23 protein-coding genes and 1 tRNA gene are annotated in these 21377 nt (G+C 61.2%); 14 read left to right on the top strand and 10 right to left on the bottom strand.

The window, feature by feature from the left end:
• Positions 1 to 2 precede the first annotated feature (2 nt).
• Both FGKAn22_RS03090 and FGKAn22_RS03085 read right to left on the bottom strand, forming a co-directional pair.
• Positions 3 to 671: a response regulator transcription factor gene (locus FGKAn22_RS03090; RefSeq protein WP_212786521.1), complete on the bottom strand. Its 669-nt coding sequence runs from the start codon at positions 669 to 671 to the stop codon at positions 3 to 5.
• A 9-nt stretch (positions 672 to 680) separates the two neighbouring features.
• Complete coding sequence (locus FGKAn22_RS03085) at positions 681 to 2138, bottom strand: PAS domain-containing sensor histidine kinase (protein ID WP_212786520.1); 1458 nt, start codon at positions 2136 to 2138, stop codon at positions 681 to 683.
• Between the two features lie 207 nt (positions 2139 to 2345).
• On the opposite strand from FGKAn22_RS03085, the gene FGKAn22_RS12500 reads away from it, so the two are divergent.
• The 6 genes from FGKAn22_RS12500 to FGKAn22_RS03055 are packed head-to-tail and all read left to right on the top strand — an operon-like array spanning position 2346 to position 7664.
• A complete protein-coding gene (locus FGKAn22_RS12500) occupies positions 2346 to 2792 on the top strand; it encodes a type IV pilin protein (RefSeq protein ID WP_281411896.1) in 447 nt (148 codons plus the stop codon).
• A gap of 8 nt (positions 2793 to 2800) precedes the next feature.
• Complete coding sequence (locus FGKAn22_RS03075) at positions 2801 to 3253, top strand: pilus assembly FimT family protein (RefSeq protein ID WP_212786519.1); 453 nt, start codon at positions 2801 to 2803, stop codon at positions 3251 to 3253.
• A 14-nt stretch (positions 3254 to 3267) separates the two neighbouring features.
• Entirely contained in the window at positions 3268 to 3735 is a 468-nt protein-coding gene (locus tag FGKAn22_RS03070; RefSeq protein WP_212786518.1) for a prepilin-type N-terminal cleavage/methylation domain-containing protein, read from the top strand.
• Positions 3728 to 4444, top strand: coding sequence for a PulJ/GspJ family protein (locus tag FGKAn22_RS03065; protein ID WP_212786517.1), 717 nt, complete (start codon positions 3728 to 3730; stop codon positions 4442 to 4444). Before FGKAn22_RS03070 ends, FGKAn22_RS03065 begins: the two co-directional genes overlap by 8 nt.
• A gap of 51 nt (positions 4445 to 4495) precedes the next feature.
• Entirely contained in the window at positions 4496 to 5302 is an 807-nt protein-coding gene (locus FGKAn22_RS03060) for a hypothetical protein (protein ID WP_212786516.1), read from the top strand.
• 19 nt (positions 5303 to 5321) lie between these two features.
• Positions 5322 to 7664, top strand: a complete 2343-nt coding sequence (locus tag FGKAn22_RS03055; protein WP_212786515.1) for a hypothetical protein — start codon at positions 5322 to 5324, stop codon at positions 7662 to 7664.
• 44 nt (positions 7665 to 7708) lie between these two features.
• On the opposite strand, the gene thrC is transcribed toward FGKAn22_RS03055, so the two are convergent.
• The 3 genes from thrC to FGKAn22_RS03040 form a co-directional block, all read right to left on the bottom strand.
• A complete protein-coding gene (thrC, locus tag FGKAn22_RS03050) occupies positions 7709 to 9142 on the bottom strand; it encodes a threonine synthase (RefSeq protein ID WP_212786514.1) in 1434 nt (477 codons plus the stop codon).
• 99 nt (positions 9143 to 9241) lie between these two features.
• The gene (locus FGKAn22_RS03045) at positions 9242 to 10555 is read right to left on the bottom strand and encodes a homoserine dehydrogenase (protein ID WP_212787137.1); all 1314 of its coding nucleotides are present in this window, start codon (positions 10553 to 10555) and stop codon (positions 9242 to 9244) included.
• Positions 10556 to 10575: 20 nt separating this feature from the next.
• Complete coding sequence (locus FGKAn22_RS03040) at positions 10576 to 11805, bottom strand: pyridoxal phosphate-dependent aminotransferase (RefSeq protein ID WP_212786513.1); 1230 nt, start codon at positions 11803 to 11805, stop codon at positions 10576 to 10578.
• A 139-nt stretch (positions 11806 to 11944) separates the two neighbouring features.
• Between FGKAn22_RS03040 and FGKAn22_RS03035 the strand changes: the two genes are divergently transcribed.
• The 8 genes from FGKAn22_RS03035 to FGKAn22_RS03000 all read left to right on the top strand — a co-directional run bounded on the left by FGKAn22_RS03035 (position 11945) and on the right by FGKAn22_RS03000 (position 18129).
• Positions 11945 to 12307 carry an Mth938-like domain-containing protein gene (locus FGKAn22_RS03035; protein ID WP_246487479.1) on the top strand — a complete coding sequence of 121 codons (363 nt, stop codon included), beginning with the start codon at positions 11945 to 11947 and terminating at the stop codon, positions 12305 to 12307.
• Positions 12308 to 12316: 9 nt separating this feature from the next.
• Entirely contained in the window at positions 12317 to 13249 is a 933-nt protein-coding gene (locus tag FGKAn22_RS03030) for an AAA family ATPase (RefSeq protein ID WP_212786512.1), read from the top strand.
• A 4-nt stretch (positions 13250 to 13253) separates the two neighbouring features.
• Positions 13254 to 14210 (top strand): DUF58 domain-containing protein, encoded by a 957-nt coding sequence (locus tag FGKAn22_RS03025; protein ID WP_212786511.1) that lies wholly within the window; start codon positions 13254 to 13256, stop codon positions 14208 to 14210.
• Complete coding sequence (locus FGKAn22_RS03020) at positions 14207 to 16162, top strand: transglutaminase TgpA family protein (RefSeq protein ID WP_212786510.1); 1956 nt, start codon at positions 14207 to 14209, stop codon at positions 16160 to 16162. The genes FGKAn22_RS03025 and FGKAn22_RS03020 overlap by 4 nt, the downstream gene beginning before the upstream one ends.
• Positions 16163 to 16177: 15 nt before the next feature.
• A complete protein-coding gene (gene queD / locus FGKAn22_RS03015) occupies positions 16178 to 16621 on the top strand; it encodes a 6-carboxytetrahydropterin synthase QueD (RefSeq protein WP_212786509.1) in 444 nt (147 codons plus the stop codon).
• Between the two features lie 201 nt (positions 16622 to 16822).
• Positions 16823 to 16912: transfer RNA gene (locus tag FGKAn22_RS03010), tRNA-Ser, on the top strand.
• A 98-nt stretch (positions 16913 to 17010) separates the two neighbouring features.
• A complete protein-coding gene (locus FGKAn22_RS03005; RefSeq protein ID WP_212786508.1) occupies positions 17011 to 17700 on the top strand; it encodes a Bax inhibitor-1/YccA family protein in 690 nt (229 codons plus the stop codon).
• 78 nt (positions 17701 to 17778) lie between these two features.
• A complete protein-coding gene (locus tag FGKAn22_RS03000) occupies positions 17779 to 18129 on the top strand; it encodes a HopJ type III effector protein (protein ID WP_212786507.1) in 351 nt (116 codons plus the stop codon).
• 81 nt (positions 18130 to 18210) lie between these two features.
• Here FGKAn22_RS03000 and rlmD read toward each other — a convergent pair whose 3' ends face one another.
• The 5 genes from rlmD to FGKAn22_RS02975 all read right to left on the bottom strand — a co-directional run bounded on the left by rlmD (position 18211) and on the right by FGKAn22_RS02975 (position 21371).
• Positions 18211 to 19533: a 23S rRNA (uracil(1939)-C(5))-methyltransferase RlmD gene (rlmD, locus tag FGKAn22_RS02995; protein ID WP_212786506.1), complete on the bottom strand. Its 1323-nt coding sequence runs from the start codon at positions 19531 to 19533 to the stop codon at positions 18211 to 18213.
• A 9-nt stretch (positions 19534 to 19542) separates the two neighbouring features.
• Entirely contained in the window at positions 19543 to 19920 is a 378-nt protein-coding gene (locus tag FGKAn22_RS02990; protein WP_212786505.1) for a VanZ family protein, read from the bottom strand.
• Positions 19921 to 19922: 2 nt separating this feature from the next.
• A complete protein-coding gene (locus FGKAn22_RS02985; RefSeq protein ID WP_212786504.1) occupies positions 19923 to 20696 on the bottom strand; it encodes a 3'-5' exonuclease in 774 nt (257 codons plus the stop codon).
• 61 nt (positions 20697 to 20757) lie between these two features.
• Complete coding sequence (locus FGKAn22_RS02980; RefSeq protein WP_425513848.1) at positions 20758 to 21174, bottom strand: YdbL family probable chaperone protein; 417 nt, start codon at positions 21172 to 21174, stop codon at positions 20758 to 20760.
• Complete coding sequence (locus tag FGKAn22_RS02975; protein WP_212786503.1) at positions 21171 to 21371, bottom strand: hypothetical protein; 201 nt, start codon at positions 21369 to 21371, stop codon at positions 21171 to 21173. The genes FGKAn22_RS02980 and FGKAn22_RS02975 overlap by 4 nt, the downstream gene beginning before the upstream one ends.
• Between the last annotated feature and the right edge of the window lie 6 nt (positions 21372 to 21377).

Below are 21377 nucleotides of genomic sequence, written 5' to 3'. Positions count from 1 at the left end.
TACTACCCGACGCGCGATGACACCAGATTGATGGCAAATAAAGTAAGCTGGTTGCCGCTAACCAGATCGAGCTTTTTCTTGATATTGGCCTTGTGCGACTCGATGGTTTTGATGCTGCGCGCCAGCTTGTCAGCGATCTCGCCGGTTCCCATCCCGAGGCCGATCAGGTGCAACACCTCAAGTTCGGCCGGGGAAAGATTGCCGACCGGCGATTCCGCCTTCGCTCCGCCCATCATCTTCTTCAGCATGCGCGAATGCATCTGGTCGCTCAGATAGAGCTCCCCACGCAGGATCTTCCGTACTGCATGCAACAACACGTCGGTCGCCATCTGCTTCATCAGGTATCCGCTGGCGCCGGCTTTGAGCGCAGGCTCGGCATAGATGGATTCGTCGTGCATCGACAACACCAGAAGTTTCAATTCGGGAAACTGCACTTGGAAACGCCGCACCAGCTCCAAGCCGGAGGCATTGTCCAGCGACATATCCACGATGGCTATGTCATGCGGACAGGCTCGATTGGCTTCCACCGCCTGCTCGATGTCCGCCGCCTCGCAACAGGCATGCAAGTCCGGCTCGCGATTGATCAGCATGAACATTCCCTGCCGGACGATGGCATGATCATCCACCACCATCACTTTCGCCTTTCGATCCGCACTGAACGGGTACTGCATGCCTGCCTCCTATTGCACTGCAGGCAGACTGACTGCCACGCGCGTTCCACCGTTGCTGCGCTGCGCGACCTCAAGGGAAGCCCCGATCAATTCTGCGCGATAACGCATACTGCGTATTCCCAGGCCGGAACCATCCGTTGTGCTTGCATGCAAAATGCCGCAACCGTCATCCAGGATTTCAACCGATATGCCGCCCGAGGGCGAGGCCGACACTCGCAAGTCGATATGATTCGCATGCCCGTGCTTGACCGCGTTGGTGACCGCCTCCTGGACGATGCGGAACAAATTTATTGCCGCATCCGGATCGTCAATCTGGCAGCCCGGCTGACAGGAAAAGCGACATTCGACCTGATATATCCCTTCCACATATCCCGCGAACTTTTCCATCATCCGGCACACGCCCTTCTCTTTCAACTCGGCGGGATACAGGCCGTGGGCCAGCAACCGGGTCCTGGACATCGCCTCATTCACGAGCACGGTGATCTTTGCGGCATCCTGCATCTCTTCCTGTTTGGCATCCTTCAGTTTCTGGAACAGCACCTCGGACATGAAAGCCACCCCCATCAACTGCTGCCCCAGATCATCGTGCAGCTCGCGTCCGATACGTTGCTGAGTCTCCTCGCTGATGCTGAGCAGCTTTCGTTCGGCCACGCCTGCCCGGGCCCGGGCCACTGCGGCTTCCTTATCCGCTTGCTGTCTCGCATCCTCGGCCTTTTTATAGGCCGAGATGTCGGTCAATACCATCAGCAGATATGAGGTGTCCGCCCGCTTGATCTGCCTGACCGAGGCCACACACCACACTTCACGTCTGTCGGCTGTGTGCAATTTCGAGGTGAATTTCGTTTCCGCTCCGGTGCGCATCGTCTCCCGGGCAGCCGCAAGCAACTCCGGCGCAGGCCATGCGACATCGACCCGGTAGTCAAGGCGGCGCAATTGTTCCGCCGTGCCGCCGAGAATTTTTACCGCCGCACGGTTGGCAATGATGCACTCGCCGTCTTCCTTGAACACCATGATGCCGGAATCCGTATCGGCCACAATGGCCTCGCTCAGGCTCGATAGCTTATCCAGCGCCTCTTCAACTTCCCGGCGTCCGCTGAGTTGCGCATTCATCAGGTAGCAGAACAGGGTGTATACCGACAAACTCGAAACGAACTGCCATTGGCCTTGCCACCAGAGCGCCTCTCCGGGATAAAACCCGACCTTGATATACGTCCTGCCGGCAGCCGCTGCAAAGGCAAGCATGTACGAGAAATTCCCCCCCACGTATTTGGCGGCGAAAAACAGGTTCAGCAGGTAGAACAGGCTTAATGGAATCCATGGACCGGAAACCGTATAGGCGTAGAACAATAATGCCTGGATCAGGACTATCCCACTCGCGAGGTATGGCTTTGGGAAAGAAAAAAGCAGCCGATCTGCTCTTTTAAGAACGCCGTTACCGATCGTCATTGCCGAAAGGGCACTGTGCATATATGTGTCTCCGTAGGAAGAGTCGGCCTGCCCGCGACTCGCCGCGCACGCATTCTGACCGAGAGCATGAACCGCCGCAACCGATGCCTAGGGGAATCCCCTATGCGTCGATAATGGAACAACGCACATCATTTTCAGAGCCCCCCCGACAGATGACGAAACAACAGGTCACTATGATGTGCACCGTCTCTTACTCCGAATGGCACTATGGCTTACGCTTCACGTAGACGCACCATCTCCGGATTCACGTTGATTGAACTAATGATCGCTGTCGCTGTTATAGCCATCCTCGCCTCCATCGCCATTCCGGCTTACGGGAAATATGTACTCTCCAGCAAGCTCTCCGAATCCTTCGCCGTCCTGGGCGACTACCGCCTGAAGATGGAACAGTTCAACCAGGACAACCGCAGCTATACCGACCCGCTCAACGCAAACAACTGCGGAGTCGCACCGCCAGCCGCAAGCAAGTACTTCAGTTTCAGCTGCACCATCGCAGCCTCCGGCACACAGTTCACTGCCACTGCCTCCAGCAAGGCTGGCACAGGCATGGGTAGCGCGGCGGATTACAGCTACAGCATCGATCAGGCTGGTGTGCAAAACACGCTGACATTCGCCGGCAGCGCCGGCCCCAATGGCGTCTGGAAGAACAAGTAGGGAGCTCTATGCGCACCGCACACACGCAGCGTGGATTCTCCCTGTACGAACTGATGGTCGTGATAGCCGTCATGGCTATCCTGTCCGGCATCGCGTTGCCGGCGCTGGGAGCGATGTCGGCAGGCAACGACCTGAATACCGCGCAAGAGAACCTCATCGAGACCTTGAAGAAAGCTCGTGGCATGGCGGTATCGCACAGCACCTTCGCCACGGTCACCATCGATTCCGCCGCACGTACCGTGCAACTGAGCCTTGCAGACGGCTCTCGACCGGTCGAGAGCTTCAGCATGCGTCCCGACATCGGCATCGGTGCGGATGCCACGCTGGTGTTCGGCGCCATGGGGACGGTCACGGCACAAACGGGAACGACCGCGATCGTCCTGTCCGCACCGGGATATAGCGGCTTGCCACAACGCCGCATCGATATTTCTTCCACCGGCATTGTGACGGCCACTCGTTAGGCTACGGAGCAAACATGTCGGACAACAAACAACACGGCTTCACCCTGATCGAAGTCCTGGTCAGCCTGCTGGTGTTCTCGCTGGGATTGCTCGGCATCGCCCTATACACTGCCAGCGGCTTGAAGGCCTCCTCATCCAACCAGGCGCGAGCCACCTCGGTGTATGCCGCGTCCCTGGCGATGGAACCCGTCCTGTATCAGACACGCGCCGATTGCCTGTCTGCGGTACTGGGCACATTTCCACGCACTGTCACCAGCGACAACGGCAAGGACAACTACACCATCAACCTTGTTCGCGCCAGCGATGGCAGCGGCACACAGGTCGCAGCCAACAACGCCATCTCGGTTTCTTCCGGCACATGGGTTTCGCCGCTCACTATCACGCTGGGCGTACCCTACCCCGGCAGCGACAGCAAGATCTACACCGTCTATCCGAGCTACACCGTGGTACTGGAAAACTACACGGCGGCGTGCAATGCGTAAGCTTGGCGGATACACACTCATTGAAATGATGGTCGCGCTCACCATCGCGATGTTTATTTCCATCACGACGCTTTACCTCTACAGTGGCCAGGTTCGTACTTTCTTCCACACCGCGCGCAAACAACAGACCACCGAAGAAATCCAGGCCGCCTTCGAAGCCGTCACCGACCTGTTGCGCCAGGCCGAGATGTGCCTGACGTGCAATCCGGCACAGCAGATTTCCATCACCTACCCGGCCGGCATCGCCAATCCCAATGGCACACAAACGCCCTACCTGGCGAACGACAGCATCGACCTCGACTTCACCGTACCCGCCGGTTACGCCATCTGGCCTAACAACACCGCGCCGTATTCTGAAAACGCGATGCATCTGACCTGGTCCCAAGCCAACGGCGCATTATTACTGTCCAGCGGGACGGATGCGGCCGCCGCACAAGGGGCTTCCGCCGTCGCCATAGCCGGAAGCACCGGCAGGCTGAACACGCGCATCGTCAATTTCGACGTCTGGCCGCTGACTGTCGGCGCAAGCAATGTTCCGGCGACAGGAACTGCCGCAAGCGACAAACCGACGGCAGGCTATCACGTCGTGATGACCGCGCGCGTCGGCTCGCCCGATGGCACCTACACCAACAAGCTGGATCCGAATGGCGCGATGCGCAACTACCGCACCGTCACCTACGAAGCCGACATCCTGCCGCGCAACTGGTAATCCATCATGACCCCATGCCTCACGACCATGCCAAACGGGCATACATCACCGATGAGTACGCTGTATTCGCAGCGCGGCTACATCCTCCCCTTCGTGCTGGTCATGCTGGTCATGCTGATGGTCGGCTCGGCCGGCTTCTTCTACCGTTCCGCCCAGGGAACACAGCTTTCCGGCGCGACGCGCGACTACGATCAGGCGCGGCTGCTGGCCGAAAGCGGCATGAATCTCGTCCTGGGCCGAATCACCAATTTCTCCGCCACATCCGCGGTCGTCAGCACCAGCGCCGCCGTCATCCCGTGTATCGCGGCCGCCAGTGCACCCGCGGTAAACGATCTGAACTGCAATGACGTGCCGGACGCAAACGAGGCGAAACCCGCCAGCTTCACCCCGCCCCTGCCGCTCCCGGTCGGTTACGAGTACTTTCTCACCAATGCGGCCGGTGCCGGCATCACCGAAACCGCCCCCGGCATTCTGCAACGCGTGGCAAATGGCGAAGCGCGCAACAGCAGCAATGCGTTGACCGACCAATCGGTGTTGACCGGCACCACCAACCTGCGCGTCAACGACCTGTTCATCAGCAGCACCTTGCGCCCCCTGCTGCTCACCCAGAACAAAGACGGCCTGACCTTCAGCAGCAAGACATGGGACAAGGAGCCGTCCGCGGAAAAAACCGCCGTCTGGCTTGAAGTGTCGCGAGACCCCGATCCAGCCCATGCCAGCTGGTTCAGTCTGTATCTCTGCTCCGCCGCCCAGGTGAGTAATGCCAAGGCGTATGTACAGCGTTTCATCGGGGCCTACACCGACCAGCTCGGCGCCCAAGTCATTGCCCCCTTGAGCGAGGCATCCAACCATCCGTAACCAGCGCAAAGGGACCGTCATGCACAATCAGGACCGCATCTCACCCATCATAGTCGCCGTATTCCTGGCGTCCGCTTTCGCGCCGTCCGCCGCACACGCAGCCTGCGCGGCAGGAACCAAGGCGCCGCAGGTCCAGGACATACCCAGCATGCTCACCCCGGCGAACACCGGATTCACGCTGCAACTCGGGCAAGTGCAGAACAGCGTCGCACCGTTCGTGTTCACCGCGCTCGACCAAAACGGCACTCAGGCCTACGGGAGCACCGGTACCAGTGCGAAAGGCGGCTCAATCACCGTCGTGGATGCGGCCAAGGGGAAGTTCAGCTATACCCCGCCCACCGGATACATCGGCGCCGACTACATCACCATCGCTGTCGCGCCTAGCTGTGATACGACCCTGACCACGACCTATCGCATCGCGGTCAGCATCGGCAGCAACATCCAGGGGAAATTCACTTCCTGCTCGGCGGCCTCTTCCTGTGTCACAGGCGCAATCGGCGGCCCCGGCAACTCGGTCGTCATCATCGACAACACCCCCAATCCCGGCTCACCCGGCGTAGTCACCAACATGGCGACCAATGCCACTGCGGTGATGAAGGGCCTGGGCGAAGGCAACGAGATCGAGGTCAAGCTCGGCGGAGAGATACAGGTGATGCAACGCGACAACAAAGTCACGCCGCATGACCTGATCGACGAGATCGGTTCCAACAACGCCAACTCCACCAGCTACCAGAATTACTACAGCAAGACCAAAGCGACCTATTTCGCCAACGGCACGCAGCTGTTCGACCTGGACAAGATGCGCCGCGCATCGGAATGGGAAGCGCTGAACATCGCGCCTTCGGCTACCGGGATTGCCTGCACATATCCCACACTGGCGGGCGGCACTTACCGCGCCTACAAGGGGGCGAAGCCGGTCAACAACGGCGCCAACAGCATCGCCCGCGACGCCAACGGCACGCCGGTTCCCGGGCCTGTCGGCAGCTGCCATTTCGCGGCGAAATACACCATCGACCCGGCGTACGACCCGGCGACCGGCAAAACCGGCGGCAACTACGGCGCGATCAGCTGGGCGCAATTCGTCTATAACGTCGCCAACAACATCACCATGTACGGCATCGTGCGCGTGCTGGTTCCAGCAGAAGCAGGAAGCGCGACGACCACCAAGAACGCCTTGGGAAGCATCGTGACCAGCACCGTCGATCCGCTCTACGGCAAATGCAAGACCGCCACCACCAAGACGCTGTGCCTCAACCCGCCCAACGTCGGCATCCAGCCCGGAGCAAGCGTCGCGCTGACGGACTGGAAAGGCGTGAAGACCACCTATACGATTCCGGCCAATGCACAGGTGCGGGTGCGCGGCTCGCTGTTCTTCGATTTCGTCAATGGACAAAAGAGCTACGCCGGCGGCGTGATACCCGGCATCGGCCTGGGGCAGTTGCCTTCCGGCAAGGAACTCAAATTCAACATGTGGCTGCCGATCAGCGTCAACGCGAGCAACGACCGGGACGGCGACGGCATCATGGACAATCTGGAGTACATCGAGAGCGTCAGTGCCGGTGTGGTCTGCAGCAATGCGTCCGGCCCGAGCTTTCCCTGCAGCTACCGCTTCAAGACCACCGACCTGACCATCGATCCCGACCAAGTGCCGCAAGAGGCAGTGGATACCTATAACGCGCAATACAACACCAATTACCGCGACAGCGCCGATCCGGCTTTCGTGGCGAAGTTCAACAAACTGAACCTGCCCAACCAGTATCACCTTCTGATGCCTTCAGCCTATGCGCAAGGCTGGGCTGACGCATTTGCCGAGCTGAACATCAGCGCCACGCAATGGTCGGATCTCGGATTCACCGTCCCTGCAAAAAAGGCCACGCCGCTCAGCATCGCGGACACTCGCAGCAACGGATTCGAGGATCTGCCGGTGTATCTCTACAGCGGCGGCACAGCCGACCTGGGCAACCACATCAACATCTCCGGCCTGATGTACATCCCGCAATCCATCGAACTGGAGGTCAGCGGCGGAGGCACAACCTTCACCGGAACCCGCCAGTACATCATGGGCGGGGTCATCGTGCGCGACGGCTTCGAACTGGAATCGAAAAAGAACTCCATCCAGGTCATCAGCAGCGACCCCTTGAGTTTCGCCAGCGCACGCGTCAATCCCAATTCGGTGACCGGTTCCATCCTGACCACCGCCGGCGGGACGGTGCATGGCAACAACGGCGTACCGTTGGGCATAGGGATAGGCGGTGGAACAACGACCACTACAACGGGCACAGGAGATTCCACCGTGGTCGGCGGCTCCGGCAATGTCAGCAGTCCCGGCAAGGTGCGCTGGATAGAGGTGCGCCCGCAGTAGGGCGTTGAACGTCAGAGAAGCCGCCCGAAAAATGGGCGGCTTTTTTATTGCGGGACGTGTGCGGAGATATATGCCTTGAGCTTTTCCACATCCGCGTCCATCACCTCGCAGCGCTGAGGCAGGTTCTCGATGCCTTCCAGCTTGGCAGGACGCTCCGGCTGGCGGCCCAGCGCTTCCTGGATGGTCTCGGCGAACTTCGCGGGCAGCGCAGTCTCCAGGCAGACCAGGGGCAGGCTGGGACGGCGCTGCTCCAGGCCCACTTTCAGACCATCGGCGGTGTGGGTATCGACCATCACGCCGTATTCCTCCCACAGCTCGCGGATGGTCTTGAGGCGATCCTGATGCGTGCTCTTGCCGGAGGCGAAATCGAACTTCGGCAGATTGTCCCAGTACGGAGTGTCCTTGATGTCGAACGAGCCGCCCGCATCCACCTTGCTCCAGAACTCGCGCACCTTCGCGCCATCGCGTCCGACCAGATCGAACACGAAGCGCTCGAAGTTGGAAGCCTTGGAGATGTCCATCGAGGGGCTGCTGGTCTCGTAAGTGTGCCTGGTGTCGCGCGGACGATATACGCCGGTGCGGAAGAACTCGTCCAGCACGTCGTTCTCGTTGGTCGCGAGGATCAACTGGCCGATGGGCAAGCCCATCATGCGCGCGATATGTCCGGCGCAGATGTTGCCGAAGTTGCCGGACGGCACCGAGAACGCCACATGCTCGTCGTTGGATTGCGTCGCGGCGAAGTAGCCCTTGAAGTAGTAAACGATCTGCGCCGACACGCGCGCCCAGTTGATCGAATTCACCGTGCCGATCTTGTACTTGGCCTTGAAGGCGTGATCGTTGGACACAGCCTTCACCATGTCCTGCGCGTCGTCGAACATGCCGTTGATGGCGATATTGAAGATGTTCGGGTCCTGCAGCGAATACATCTGAGCGCGCTGGAAGGCGGACATCTTGCCGTTCGGCGACAGCATGAACACGCGGATACCCTTCTTGCCGCGCATCGCGTACTCGGCGGCGGAGCCGGTGTCGCCGGAAGTCGCGCCGAAGATGTTCAGTTCCTCGTTCTGCTTCGCCAGGGCGTACTCGAACAGGTTGCCCAGCAACTGCATCGCCATGTCCTTGAACGCCAGCGTCGGACCGTTGGAGAGTTCGAGGATGAACACATTGTCATCCAGCTTGCGTAGCGGCGTGATCTGCGAGAAGTCGGAATCCGCGCGGCCATTGCTATAGACGGCTGCCGTGTAGGTCTTGTCGACGATCGCCTTGAGGTCGGCCACCGGGATGTCGGTGGCGAACTTGGACAGCACCGCGAACGCGAGATCGGCATACGACAGCTTGCGCCACGCATCCAGCTCGGCGCGCGTCACCTGCGGATATTGTTCCGGCAGGTACAGGCCGCCGTCCGGCGCAAGACCGCCCAGAAGGATTTCGGTGAAGGTCTTGGCGGGTGCGTTGCCGCGGGTGGAGATGTATTTCATTTGTATAACCTCAACATCAGGTAGGTTGGGTGGAGCATAGCGATACCCAACATTGGGAATCCAGGCGATGGGTATCGCGTTGCTCAACCCATCCTATTCTTATTTTCCGAGTTCTTCCAAACGCAGCTTGGTCACCTTGCCCGCCACCACGCCCAGCGCCTCGATCTTCGCGATCGCGGCATTGATGCGCTTCTCGCGCGTCTGGTGGGTCAGCATGATGAGGTCGGTCTGCTCTTCACCTTCGCCCGGCTCCTTCTGGATCACGGCGTCGATGGAGATCTGCTCGTCGGCGAGGATGCGCGTGATGTCGGCCAGCACACCCGGCTTGTCCTGCACGCGCAGGCGCAGGTAGTAGCTGGTCGTCACTTCGTCCATCGGCAGTATCTTCAGGTCGGCCATCGCATCCGGCTGGAAGGCGAGGTGCGGCACGCGGTTCTCCGGATCGGAAGTCTGCATGCGCGTCACGTCCACCAGGTCGGCGATCACCGCGCTGGCGGTAGGTTCGGCGCCCGCGCCCTTGCCGTAATACAGCGTCGCCCCCACGGCGTCGCCTTGCACCAGCACGGCGTTCATCGCGCCTTCGACGTTGGCAATCAGGCGCTTGCTCGGGATCAGCGTGGGATGCACGCGCAGCTCCACACCTTCTGGTGTGCGCTTGGTGATGCCCAGCAGCTTGATGCGGTAACCCAGTTGCTCGGCATACTTGATGTCCGCCGCATCCAGCTTGGAGATGCCTTCCACATGCGCCTTGTCGAACTGCATGGGGATGCCGAACGCCAGCGCGGACAGGATGGTGATCTTGTGCGCCGCATCCACGCCCTCGATGTCGAAGGTCGGATCGGCTTCGGCGTAGCCCAGACGCTGCGCCTCTTTCAGCACGGTGTCGAAGGAGAGGCCCTTGTCGCGCATCTCGGACAGGATGAAGTTGGTGGTGCCGTTGATGATGCCGGCGATCCACTCGATGCGGTTCGCGGTCAGGCCTTCGCGCACCGCCTTGATGATGGGGATGCCGCCCGCGACCGCCGCCTCGAACGCGACCATCACGCCCTTGTCCTGCGCGGCCTTGAATATCTCGTTGCCGTGGGTCGCCAACAATGCCTTGTTCGCGGTGACCACGTGCTTGCCGTTGGAAATCGCCTTCAGCACCAGCTCTTTCGCCACGCCGTAGCCGCCGATCAGCTCGACGACGATATCGACTTCAGGATCGCTCACCACCGAGAATGCGTCGTCGGTGACGCGGCAAGCGCCGCCCGTGACCTTCTTCGCCAAGTCCAGGTTGCGGTCGGCCACCACGGTGATGCGGATGGGACGGCCGGCGCGGCGCGTGATCTCTTCCGCGTTGCGCTGCAGCACGGTGAAGGTGCCGCCGCCGACGGTGCCGATGCCGAGTAGACCTACGTTGATGGGTTTGATGCTCATATCGTTTACCTAAGTTAGTTGGTGCCGTGCTTCTTGCGATAGTTTTCCAGGAAGCGCGCGATGCGCCCCATGGCGTCGGTCAGGTCGTCCGTGTTGGGCAGGAACACCACGCGGAAGTGGTCGGTGTTCGGCCAGTTGAAGCCGGTGCCCTGCACCACCAGCACCTTCTCCTCCTCCAGCAACTCCAGGATGAACTGCTGGTCGTTCTTGATCGGATAGACCCTGGGATCGAGGCGCGGGAACAGATACAGCCCCGCCTTCGGCTTGACGCAGCTCACGCCGGGGATCTCGGTCAGCAGCTTGTGGGCGAGGTCGCGCTGCCGGCACAGGCGCCCGCCCGGCGCCACCAGATCGTTGATGCTCTGGTAGCCGCCCAGCGCGGTCTGGATCGCGAACTGTCCCGGTACGTTGGAGCACAGGCGCATCGAGGCGAGGATGGTCAGGCCGTTGATGTAATCCTGCGCATGTTTCTTCTCGCCGGAAATCACCATCCAGCCGACGCGGTAGCCGCAGGCGCGATAGTTCTTCGAGAGGCCGTTCATGGTGACGAACAGCACGTCGTCGGCCAGCGAGGCCATGGAGGTGTGCGTCGCGCCGTCGTACAGCATCTTGTCGTAGATCTCATCGGCGAAGATGATCAGCTGGTGCTCGCGCGCGATCTGGATGATCTCCTTCAGCATCTCATCCGAATACAGCGCCCCGGTCGGATTGTTCGGGTTGATGACGACGATGGCGCGCGTGTTCTTCGTGATCATGCTGCGCATGTCGGCCAAGTCGGGCATCCACTCGTTGGCTTCGTCGCAGATGTAGTGGCGCGGCGTGCCGCCCGCCAGCGTGACCGCCGCAGTCCACAACGGATAGTCGGGAGCCGGAACCAGCACTTCGTCGCCGGTGTTAAGCAGCCCCTGCATGGACATCACGATCAGCTCGGATGCGCCGTTGCCGATGTAGATGTCGTCCAGGCCCACGCCGGCGATCTTCTTGGCCTGTGTGTAGTGCATGATCGCCTTGCGCGCCGCGAACATGCCCTTGGAATCGGAATAGCCGGACGAATTCGGCAAGTTGAGGATCACGTCCTGCTGGATCTCCTCCGGCGCCTCGAAGCCGAACGGCGCGAGATTGCCAATGTTCAGCTTGATGATGCGCTGGCCTTCTTCCTCCATCTGCTTGGAGCGCTCCATCACCGGCCCGCGGATGTCGTAGCACACGTTGGAAAGCTTGGTCGATTTCAGGATGGGTTTCACGATCTCTCACTCAAATTGGTTCGGGGCGAAGCGCAACTGCCCGGTGTAGAATCCGGTCATGCACGCAATCACCGCAAGGGGCGGGATTTTACCTGTCCAGCCCCCCATGCGGCAAATCGAATGGAGAACGGCCTTGAAGATGCATTTGACCCGCCTGGGCGATACCAAAATGTTCACCGCGCACGGCGCCGACTACGTGACGGTCAGCGGCGAACGCTACGGCACCAGCGTCGTGGTGCTCGCCGATGAGGTGCGCAGCGACTGGCGGGTCGCCGGCTTCGATGCACTGACCGAGGCCGATTTCGCCTGGTTCCTCGCCCTCAAGCCGGAAGTGCTGCTGTTCGGAACCGGGGCGCGGCAGCGCTTCGCCCACCCGAAGTTGTATCGCGCGCTGACCGATGCGGGCATCGCCGTCGAGTTCATGGACACCCCGGCGGCCTGCCGCACCTACAACATTCTGGTGGCTGAGGACCGCAGGGTCGCCGCCGCTATCCTGCTCTAGGAGCCAGACATGAACCAGTCCCTCGAAAACGTCATTCGCCAGGCCGAACAGGTGATCGCCGGCAAGCCGCAGCAGATCCGCCTCGCACTCGCCTGCCTGCTGGCCCGCGGCCATCTGCTCATCGAAGACATGCCGGGCGTAGGCAAGACCACGCTGGCTCATGTGCTGGCGCGCACGCTGGGCCTGGAGTTCCAGCGCATCCAGTTCACCAGCGACCTGCTGCCCGCCGACATCCTCGGCGTATCGGTGTACCAGCGCGACGCAGCCAATCTGTCGGCGGGTGAATTCAAGTTCCACCCCGGCCCGATCTTCGCCCAGATGATCCTTGCCGACGAAGTGAACCGCGCCACGCCCAAGGCACAGAGTGCCCTGCTTGAGGCGATGGAGGAACGGCAGGTGACCATCGAGGGCTCGACGCGGCCGCTGCCCGTGCCGTTCTTCGTCATCGCCACCCAAAACCCGGCTTACCAGGTCGGCACCTTTCCGCTGCCCGAGTCTCAGCTTGACCGATTCATGATGCGCATCCGCATGGGCTATCCCGACGCACAGGCAGAACGCGGCCTGCTCTCCGGCGTGGACCGGCGCGAGATCGTCGCCCAGCTCAAGCCCCGCATGGAAAGCGCGGAACTGCTCGCCCTGCAGCAGCGCGTCAGGGAAGTGTTCGTCTCCCCCGCGCTGCTCGACTACATCCAGGCCATCCTGCGCCACACGCGCGAGGCGGACCGCTATGCCCACGGCCTGAGCCCGCGCGCCGGACTCTCCCTGCTCGCCGCTGCCCGCGCCTGGTCACTGATCGACGGGCGCAATGCCGTGCTTCCGGAAGACGTGCAGGCCGTGCTGCCCGGCGTGGTCAGCCACCGCCTACAGACCACCGGAGAGCGGGCAAACCGGGACGGTGACGCGCTGGCGCACGAACTGATCGAGGCGGTACCCATCCCGTAACGGCGTGCTGACCGCGCTCAGACAACGCTTCAATACTTGGCTGTTCCGCCCCAAGATCGAAAGCGGAACCGTCATCCTGACCCAGCGCCGCGTCTTCATCCTGCCCACCCGGCAAGGCTTAGGGCTCGGCTTCTTGCTGGTGCTGATGCTGCTGGGCGACATCAACTACACCCTTAGCCTCGGTTACGTGCTGACCTTCCTGCTGGCGATGATGGCGGTGATGTCCATGCTGTACGCGTTCCGCAACCTCGCGCACCTGGAAGTACGCGCCGGACGCGCCGAAGCTGTGTTCGGCGGCGAGGCAGCGCGCTTCGTTTTCCATTTCCGCAATCCGGGCGCTCTGGCTCGCTATCAGCTGGTACTGCGCCATGAGAACGGTGACACGCTCGCCTTCGATGCACCCGCGCAACAGGTCAGCGAGGTCGTCTTTCCAGTAGCGGCAACAAAGCGCGGCTGGCTGCAGCCGGGCCGGTTGACGCTGTATACCGAGTTCCCGCTCGGCTTGTTCCATGCCTGGTCATACCTGCATTTCGACACGCGCTGCCTGGTCTATCCCAGGCCTTTGGCGGAAGCGCCCTTACCTCCGGGCGAAGCACCGGACGGTGCGGGGAGGCGCAGTGTGGCGGGCGACGACGACTTCGCGGGGCTGCGCGGCTATGTCGAGGGCGACGCGCTGCCGCGCATCGCCTGGAAGGCCTACGCGCGCGAACGGGGCCTGCAGGTGAAGCAGTTCTCCGCGCAGGTCGGCGAGGAGCTGTGGCTGGATTTCGCCGCCACACCCGAACCCGATACCGAGGGCAAGCTGGCACGCATGGCGCGCTGGGTGCTGGACGCCGAATCACAGGGACTGCGCTACGGATTGAAACTGCCCGACAGCGAGCTTCCGCCCGGCAGCGGCAGTGGACAGCGCGACGAGTGCCTTCGCCGCTTGGCGTTATTCGGTCTAGGTGGAAAGCCATGAACAAACCGCTGGTCTATGGCCTGCTGCTCAGCATCCTCATGGTCTCGGCTCCGCATGCCGATCACCTGCCGCCGTGGGTCAGCGCACTGTGCGCCGCACTGCTGGGCTGGCGCGCCTACCTCACCTGGAACGGCAGCCCGCTGCCGCCGCGCTGGCTGCTGACGGCGCTCACCCTCGCCGGCGCGGGTGGCCTCCTGGTCGAGTTCCACACGCTGTTCGGCCGCGAGGTCGGCGTCACCCTGCTGATCCTGCTCACCACGCTGAAATTCATGGAGCTGCGCAGCGCGCGCGACGCGATGGTGCTGGTGTACCTCGCCTGCTTCATCGTCATCACCAACTTCTTCTACTCGCAGAGCATCCCCACCGCGCTGTACATGCTCGCCACCCTGCTGGTCATCGTCACCGCCTGGGTGCATCTGCATGCGCCGGGCATCGCACTCAGGCCGCGCCTGCGCGTCGCCACCACTTTGCTGCTGCAAGCGATCCCGCTGACACTGGTGCTGTTTGTGCTGTTCCCGCGCGTGCAGGGGCCGCTGTGGGGATTGCCGCAGGATGCCTTTGCCAGCAGCGGGCTTTCCGACAGCATGGCGCCGGGCAGCATCAGCAGGCTGTCGCTGTCCGAGGAGGTCGCATTCCGCGTCACCTATGCGGGCCAGCCGCCGCGCCGCGACCAGATGTACTGGCGCGGGCCGGTGCTGTGGGACTTCGACGGACGCACATGGTCGCCGGGCCAGACTGCCTCAACTGCCGCTCCGCAATTCACCGGGACCAGCCAGCCCGTCGACTACAGTGTGACGCTGGAACCTCACAACAAGCGATGGCTGTTTGCGCTCGAAATGCCAGATCGCATCTCTATTCCCGCCAGGCTGACCTACGATTTCAGGCTCTTGCAACAGGAGCCGGTGAAGGCCAGGCTACGCTACGAAGTGCGCTCGTTCCTGAGCTATCGCGCAAACGCGAACGAGGCCGAACGGCAGTTGAAACGCGCACTGCGACTGCCGCCCTCGCTCAACCCGCGTGCGAACGAACTTGCGCAGCAATGGCGAGCTGCCGCCGCGAACGATGAGGCCGTGGTGCGCAGCGCGCTCGACTACTTCGGCCGCGAGAACTTCCGCTACACGCTGGAGCCGCCTCCCCTGCCCGGCGTGAACAATATCGACGAATTCCTTTTCACGACACGGCAAGGGTTCTGCGAACACTATGCGTCCAGCTTCGTGTTCCTGATGCGCGCCGCGCGCATCCCGGCGCGCGTGGTCACCGGCTATCAGGGCGGGGAATACAACGACGTGGGCGGCTACTACATCGTGCGCCAGTCCGACGCGCACGCCTGGGCGGAAGTCTGGTTCGCCGGACAAGGCTGGGTACGCATCGACCCGACAGCAGCCATCGCCCCCGCGCGCATCGAGCACAACCTTGCAGCAGCGGTAACGGATGTCGCCGCGCTGCCGTTCATGGCACGCAACCCGCCGCAATGGCTGCACGACCTGCGCCTGAACTGGGACGCGCTGGCCAACCGCTGGAACCAGTGGGTGTTGGGCTACAACAGCGAACTCCAGTTCGCCTTCCTCACGCGCCTCGGCATGGAAGACATCACCTGGCAAAAGCTCGCGCTGCACATGACGTTGGGAGTGGGTTTGGTGATCGCGCTGTTCGCCCTATTCATGTTGCGCCACCTGATCAAACGCCAGCCGGACAAGGTGCAGGCCGCATGGCTCAAGCTGTGCCGCAAGCTGGCAAAAACCGGCCTGCCGCGCGCCGCGCACGAAGGCGCGCAGGACTATGCGGCACGCATCGCCGCCGCGCGCCCCGACCTCGCCGAGGGCATCCGCGACCTTGCGGATCGCTACAGCGCATTACGTTATGGCGGCAAACAGGATGAACAAGAGCGGAACGAATTCCTGCAGCGCGCCGCGACCTTCAAGAGCCGACGGGGTATAATCCGCGCCAGTTAAATAACCGTACCCATCATGTTCATCACCCGCCGCCTGGAATTCGATGCCGGACACCGCATTCCCAACCACAACAGCCAGTGCAAGCACCTGCACGGGCACCGCTATGCCATCGAGATCACGCTGTCCGGCAACATCATCACCACCGAAGGGCAGTCGGAACAGGGCATGGTGATGGACTTTTCCGACGTGAAACGCATCGCCAAGGAAAAGGTGGTGGATGAGTGGGATCACGCATTCCTCGTGTACCGCGGCGACCATATGGTGAGCGACTTCCTCGCGAGCATGCCGGGCCACAAGACCGTCGTGCTCGATGTGATACCGACCGCCGAAAACCTCGCGCAGACCGCCTTCGGCATCCTCAACGGCGCCTACCGCGATGTGTACGGCAACAACCTGCGACTGGAGCGGGTGCGCATCTACGAAACGCCGAACAACTGGGCGGACTGCGTGCGGTCATAATCGCCGGTCTGGACACCCCGCGCGGCTTGATTCAGAATGCGCGCCTCGTTAGAAACAAATTGGAAGCTTGGGTGAGTGGTTTAAACCAGCAGTCTTGACCATACGCTGCGCAGCAGCTTATGGCGGTGAAGACTCATATTGGCGTAGCCAATGTGATGCCGAAACCAAAACTGCCGCCCGAGTGCGAAGTAAATACAATCTGGAAGCTTGGGTGAGTGGTTTAAACCAGCAGTCTTGAAAACTGCCGAGGATGCGAGTCCTCCGTGAGTTCGAATCTCACAGCTTCCGCCAACACTCCCCTGCAGTCTTCACGATGATTGAAACTTTCATCGAACCCCGCTAGTCTTACGCCCGCAGTTGTTTGCACTGCTTAACTCAGGAGGCTATACATGCAATACCAGACTCAGACCGCAACCCCGATCGGTGCCATCGCGACCCAGCAGAACAAGGTCCTGCGCAACACCTACATGATGCTGGCTCTGACCATGATCCCGACGGTCATCGGCGCTTCCGTCGGCACTTCGATGAATTTCTCGTTCATGGCCGAACACCCGATCATGAGCGCGCTGCTGATGTTCGGCGCGATGTTCGGCATGCTGTTCGCCGTTTCCGCGCTACGCAACAGCGTCTGGGGCATTGCCGCCCTACTGGGCTTCACCTTCGTCGCTGGCGTGTTCCTCGGCCCGATCCTGCAAGTCGCACTGCACCTGAAGAACGGCGCACAACTGGTCGGCATGGCTGCAGGCGGCACCGGCATCATCTTCTTCTCGCTGGCCACCATCGCCACCGTGACGAAAAAGGATTTCAGCTTCATGGGCAAGTTCCTGTTCATCGGGCTGATCCTGCTGATCGTCGCTTCGCTGGCGAACCTGTTCTTCCAGATTCCCGCCCTGTCGTTGACCATCTCCGCCATCGCGGTGCTGATCTTCTCCGCCTACATCCTGTATGACGTGAGCCAGATCGTGCACGGCGGGGAAACCAACTACATCATGGCGACGCTGGGCCTGTTCATGAACATCTACAACCTGTTCATCAACCTGCTGCAACTGCTGATGGCATTCAGCGGCGAACGCGAATAAGGCTTTACCTCATCGAGCAAAAGGCGGCGTAAGCCGCCTTTTGTTTATCTGAACAACAAACGAACTGAACATGGATTTATGGAACTGAAGACTTTTCTGCAACGCCTGAACGACGCACCCGAGAGCATCGCCTTTAGCGACACCATGGCCGTCATCGACGCACACTACGACTTCACGCCAACCGCATTCACCAATGGCACAACACGCAACGAGGCCGGACAGAACAACGGCTCGTGCAAGCTGTTCTCGTTCGCCCGCCTACAAGGCCTGTCGCAACAGCAGGCCCTGGCGTGCTTCGGCGATTACTACCGCAAGGATGTGCTTGGCAATTCGGAGGGAACCGACCACCAGAACATCCGCAATTTCATGAAGAGCGGCTGGGACGGCATCGAATTCAACGGCAACGCGCTGGCACCCCAAAAGCCGTAGGATCAAGAAACCTTCGGCCGGTGCTGCTCCGGCCGAAGGCAGGGCACAAGCAGTGCCTCGACGATCAGGTCGTCGAACGGTTCAAGGTTTGACGAAGACGGCAATGGACTCGACGTGCGAGGTCTGCGGGAACATGTTCATCACGCCCGCCGCCTTCAACGTGTAGCCCTTCACGTGCACCAGTATCTCCGCATCGCGAGCCAGCGTAGCGGGATTGCAACTCACGTAAACAATGCGCTTAGGCGCAGTCTCCGGCGTGATCGCCTTTACCAGCTCCACCGCACCGTCGCGCGGAGGATCGACCAGCCATTTGTCGAATGTCCCCAGATCGGCGAGAGCCTTCTCGTCCATCTCGAACAGGTTCATCGCCATGAATTTCGTGTTGGCGGACAGGCCGTTATGTTCGGCCCCCTGCACGCCCCGCTTCACCAGCGCCGGGCTGCCTTCGATGCCCAGCACCTGCGCGCCGCTACGCGCGATCGGCAGGGTGAAGTTGCCCAGCCCGCAGAAGAAATCCGCGATTCGCTCATTCGATTGAGGATCGAGCAGGCGCAGTGCGCGATGCACCATCACACGGTTGAGACGGTGATTGACCTGGGTGAATTCGGTCGGCGCGAACGGCATCTCGACGCCGAACTCCGGCAATGTGTAAGTCAGTGGCGGCGCAACCGGCGGGTGGAACGGATGCACCGTTTCGGGTCCCTTGGTTTGCAGCCAGAACTGGATGTCGTAAGCATCGGCGAATGCGCGCAGTGCAGCTTCGTCCTTTTCGGTGAGCGGCTCCATGATGCGCAGTACCAGCACATCCACGTTATCGCCGCAGACCACCTCGATCTGGGGCAGACGCTCGCGGATGGATAGCCCGTCGATCAACTGGGACAACAAGGGAATCAGTTTGGATATCTTCGGCGGCAAGATCTCGCAGAGCGACATGTCCGCCACGTAGCTGCTGCGTTTCTCGTGGAAGCCAACCAGTGTCTTGCCCTTCTTCAGCACATGGCGCACCGACAGACGCGCGCGCTGGCGGTAGCCCCACGGCAGGCCGTAGATCGGCGGCAGAATATTGTCCGGCTTGACCTTGCCGATGCGTTCCAGGTTGTCTTCGAGGATGCGCTGCTTCGCCGAGACCTGCGCACGCGGTTCCAGATGCTGCATCGAACAGCCGCCGCACACGCCGAAGTGGATGCACTTCGGCTCCACGCGCATGAACGACGGCTTGAGGATGTCTCCCACCTGCGCCATCTCGAAATTGGGCTTCTTGCGGTAGGAAGAATAGGTGACGCGCTCGCCGGGCAATGCGCCCTCGATGAAGATCACTTTGCCTTCGTGGTGCGCGATGCCGCGCCCTTCCTGGTCGAGCGATTCGATGGTCACAACGGGTTGGGTATTCGTTTTTTCAGTCATATCGTTCAGCTATTTCAAAAATCTTGTTTCAAGCGCACGCCCGATGCGTCCCAATGAGGTGCGCGCCCACGCCCAGCCCAGCAGCACGCCGATGGAATTCGCCACCATGTCGGCGTATTGGAACGAGCGGAAGCCGGTCATGCCCTGCAGGAACTCCATGGCAATGCCCATCGCGATCATCAATGCCGCAGTGAACAGGCGTTGGGTGCGGCGCACGTACACCTGACTGAACCACAACATCAGCAGACAATATGCGAGCGCATGTTCCAGCTTGTCGGCATTCAGGAACCGCACGGCATCGGGCGGGTTGGGCGTGAGCGAGACATACACGAGAGCGGCGACCCACAGCCACCCGAGTGCGAGCCAGGGTTTGCGCAGTTTGTGCATGGTCACTTCCAGGCGGCGAGATACTCCGCCCAGTGAGGCTCGGCGGATTTCGCCAGCATGCCGCGCACCAGTTCCAGTTCATGCTCATAGCGCGCCTGGGTGAACTGGCCGCGCATCAACTGGAAGCGTGCGAATACCAGATACGTGTTCACCACGTCGGTCTCGCAATAGTTGCGAATCTCGTTCAGGCGTCCATCCCGGTAGGCATCCCACACCTTGCTGCCGTCCATGCCCAGTTTGCCGGGGAAGCCGATCAGTTTCGCCAGTTCGTCCAGCGGCGCGTTGGCACGGCCGGTGTACATCGCGAGCAAGTCCATCAGGTCGAGGTGGCGCGTGTGGTAGCGACTGATGTAGTTGTTCCACTTGAAGTCACGGTCGTCCTCGCCCATGTCCCAGTAACGCGGGCACTGGATGCCGTGGATCAGGCCGCGGTAGTGCAGCACCGGCAGATCGAAGCCGCCGCCGTTCCAGCTCACCAGTTGCGGCGTGTATTTCTCGATGCCATCGAAGAAACGCTTGATGATGCTGCCTTCGTCCTCGTCCGGCTCGCCCAGCGACCACACGCGAAAATTGTCCCCCTCGCGCAGCACGCAGGAGATCGCCGCGACGCGCTGCAGGTGATGTTGCAGGAAGTCGCTGCCGGTCCTCTGGCGGCGCATCTGGAAGGCCATCTCCGCCACCTCCTTGTCGCTGACCGCGCTATCAACTTCATAGAGCGCGCGCAGCCCGGCGATGTCAGGAATGGTTTCGATGTCAAAGACAAGGGTGGGATTCATTATGATCACATGGTGAAAAAGCCTCTCTCCCGCGAGGGGAGAGAGGCCGGAGAAAAGGAGATTACTTCTGAGTCCAGCCGCCGCCGCTTTGTACCCACCACCCCGGCTGTGCGCGCTGTATCCAGCGCTGAGCGAAGGTGCTGCGGATCTCGCCTTGCCATTCTGGATGGCCGTTGGCGTTGGCGATCTCGGCATACAGCGCGTTGCGGTCCTGATTCTCGGCGGCGACCAGCGCATTCACCGCCTGGCGCTGGGCAAGCGGCACGGCACCGGCATCGCGCAGGGTAATCATGCCGTCTGAGGTCAGCCCCACTGCGCCGCTGGCATAGAGCGGTGCCAGCTGCGCGTGGCGCGCCTGCATGCTCTGTTTGATGGCATTGACGCCCGGCGTGTTGATCTCGAGGTCCACAGCGAAGGCGTTCAGCGCGGCGGTGAGCGCAAACAGGGATACGATAAATTTGAACAGGTTCTTCATCATTTCTGCTCCTTCTCGGCAGGTTCTGCGGGTTTGTCGGCCTTCGGGGCAGGCTTATCGGCCTTCTGGGTCTGCCACACTTCCTCGATGATCTTGTCCGCGGCCTTTTCCGCCGCGGCGGCGGGGAAGTAGATGTTGATAGTGACGCAGGCGCTCAAGGCAAAAACTGCGAGCGGCATGACGATCCAAATTTTTTTCATAGTTGC

Origin of the sequence: Ferrigenium kumadai (assembly GCF_018324385.1) — a bacterium.
GTDB classification, from domain to species: domain Bacteria; phylum Pseudomonadota; class Gammaproteobacteria; order Burkholderiales; family Gallionellaceae; genus Gallionella; species Gallionella kumadai.
This window is presented reverse-complemented; position numbering and strand designations above follow the sequence as displayed.

Coding starts and splice junctions, on each gene's coding strand:
- FGKAn22_RS03055 (WP_212786515.1), top strand. CDS start 5,322: ATGCACAATCAGGACCGCATCTCACCCATCATAGTCGCCGTATTCCTG.
- FGKAn22_RS03005 (WP_212786508.1), top strand. CDS start 17,011: ATGCAATACCAGACTCAGACCGCAACCCCGATCGGTGCCATCGCGACC.
- FGKAn22_RS03070 (WP_212786518.1), top strand. CDS start 3,268: ATGTCGGACAACAAACAACACGGCTTCACCCTGATCGAAGTCCTGGTC.
- thrC (WP_212786514.1), bottom strand. CDS start 9,142: ATGAAATACATCTCCACCCGCGGCAACGCACCCGCCAAGACCTTCACC.
- FGKAn22_RS12500 (WP_281411896.1), top strand. CDS start 2,346: ATGGCTTACGCTTCACGTAGACGCACCATCTCCGGATTCACGTTGATT.
- FGKAn22_RS02990 (WP_212786505.1), bottom strand. CDS start 19,920: ATGCACAAACTGCGCAAACCCTGGCTCGCACTCGGGTGGCTGTGGGTC.
- rlmD (WP_212786506.1), bottom strand. CDS start 19,533: ATGACTGAAAAAACGAATACCCAACCCGTTGTGACCATCGAATCGCTC.
- FGKAn22_RS02980 (WP_425513848.1), bottom strand. CDS start 21,174: ATGATGAAGAACCTGTTCAAATTTATCGTATCCCTGTTTGCGCTCACC.
- queD (WP_212786509.1), top strand. CDS start 16,178: ATGTTCATCACCCGCCGCCTGGAATTCGATGCCGGACACCGCATTCCC.
- FGKAn22_RS03030 (WP_212786512.1), top strand. CDS start 12,317: ATGAACCAGTCCCTCGAAAACGTCATTCGCCAGGCCGAACAGGTGATC.
- FGKAn22_RS03035 (WP_246487479.1), top strand. CDS start 11,945: ATGCATTTGACCCGCCTGGGCGATACCAAAATGTTCACCGCGCACGGC.
- FGKAn22_RS03000 (WP_212786507.1), top strand. CDS start 17,779: ATGGAACTGAAGACTTTTCTGCAACGCCTGAACGACGCACCCGAGAGC.
- FGKAn22_RS02985 (WP_212786504.1), bottom strand. CDS start 20,696: ATGAATCCCACCCTTGTCTTTGACATCGAAACCATTCCTGACATCGCC.
- FGKAn22_RS03065 (WP_212786517.1), top strand. CDS start 3,728: ATGCGTAAGCTTGGCGGATACACACTCATTGAAATGATGGTCGCGCTC.
- FGKAn22_RS03090 (WP_212786521.1), bottom strand. CDS start 671: ATGCAGTACCCGTTCAGTGCGGATCGAAAGGCGAAAGTGATGGTGGTG.
- FGKAn22_RS02975 (WP_212786503.1), bottom strand. CDS start 21,371: ATGAAAAAAATTTGGATCGTCATGCCGCTCGCAGTTTTTGCCTTGAGC.
- FGKAn22_RS03075 (WP_212786519.1), top strand. CDS start 2,801: ATGCGCACCGCACACACGCAGCGTGGATTCTCCCTGTACGAACTGATG.
- FGKAn22_RS03060 (WP_212786516.1), top strand. CDS start 4,496: ATGAGTACGCTGTATTCGCAGCGCGGCTACATCCTCCCCTTCGTGCTG.
- FGKAn22_RS03020 (WP_212786510.1), top strand. CDS start 14,207: ATGAACAAACCGCTGGTCTATGGCCTGCTGCTCAGCATCCTCATGGTC.
- FGKAn22_RS03085 (WP_212786520.1), bottom strand. CDS start 2,138: ATGCACAGTGCCCTTTCGGCAATGACGATCGGTAACGGCGTTCTTAAA.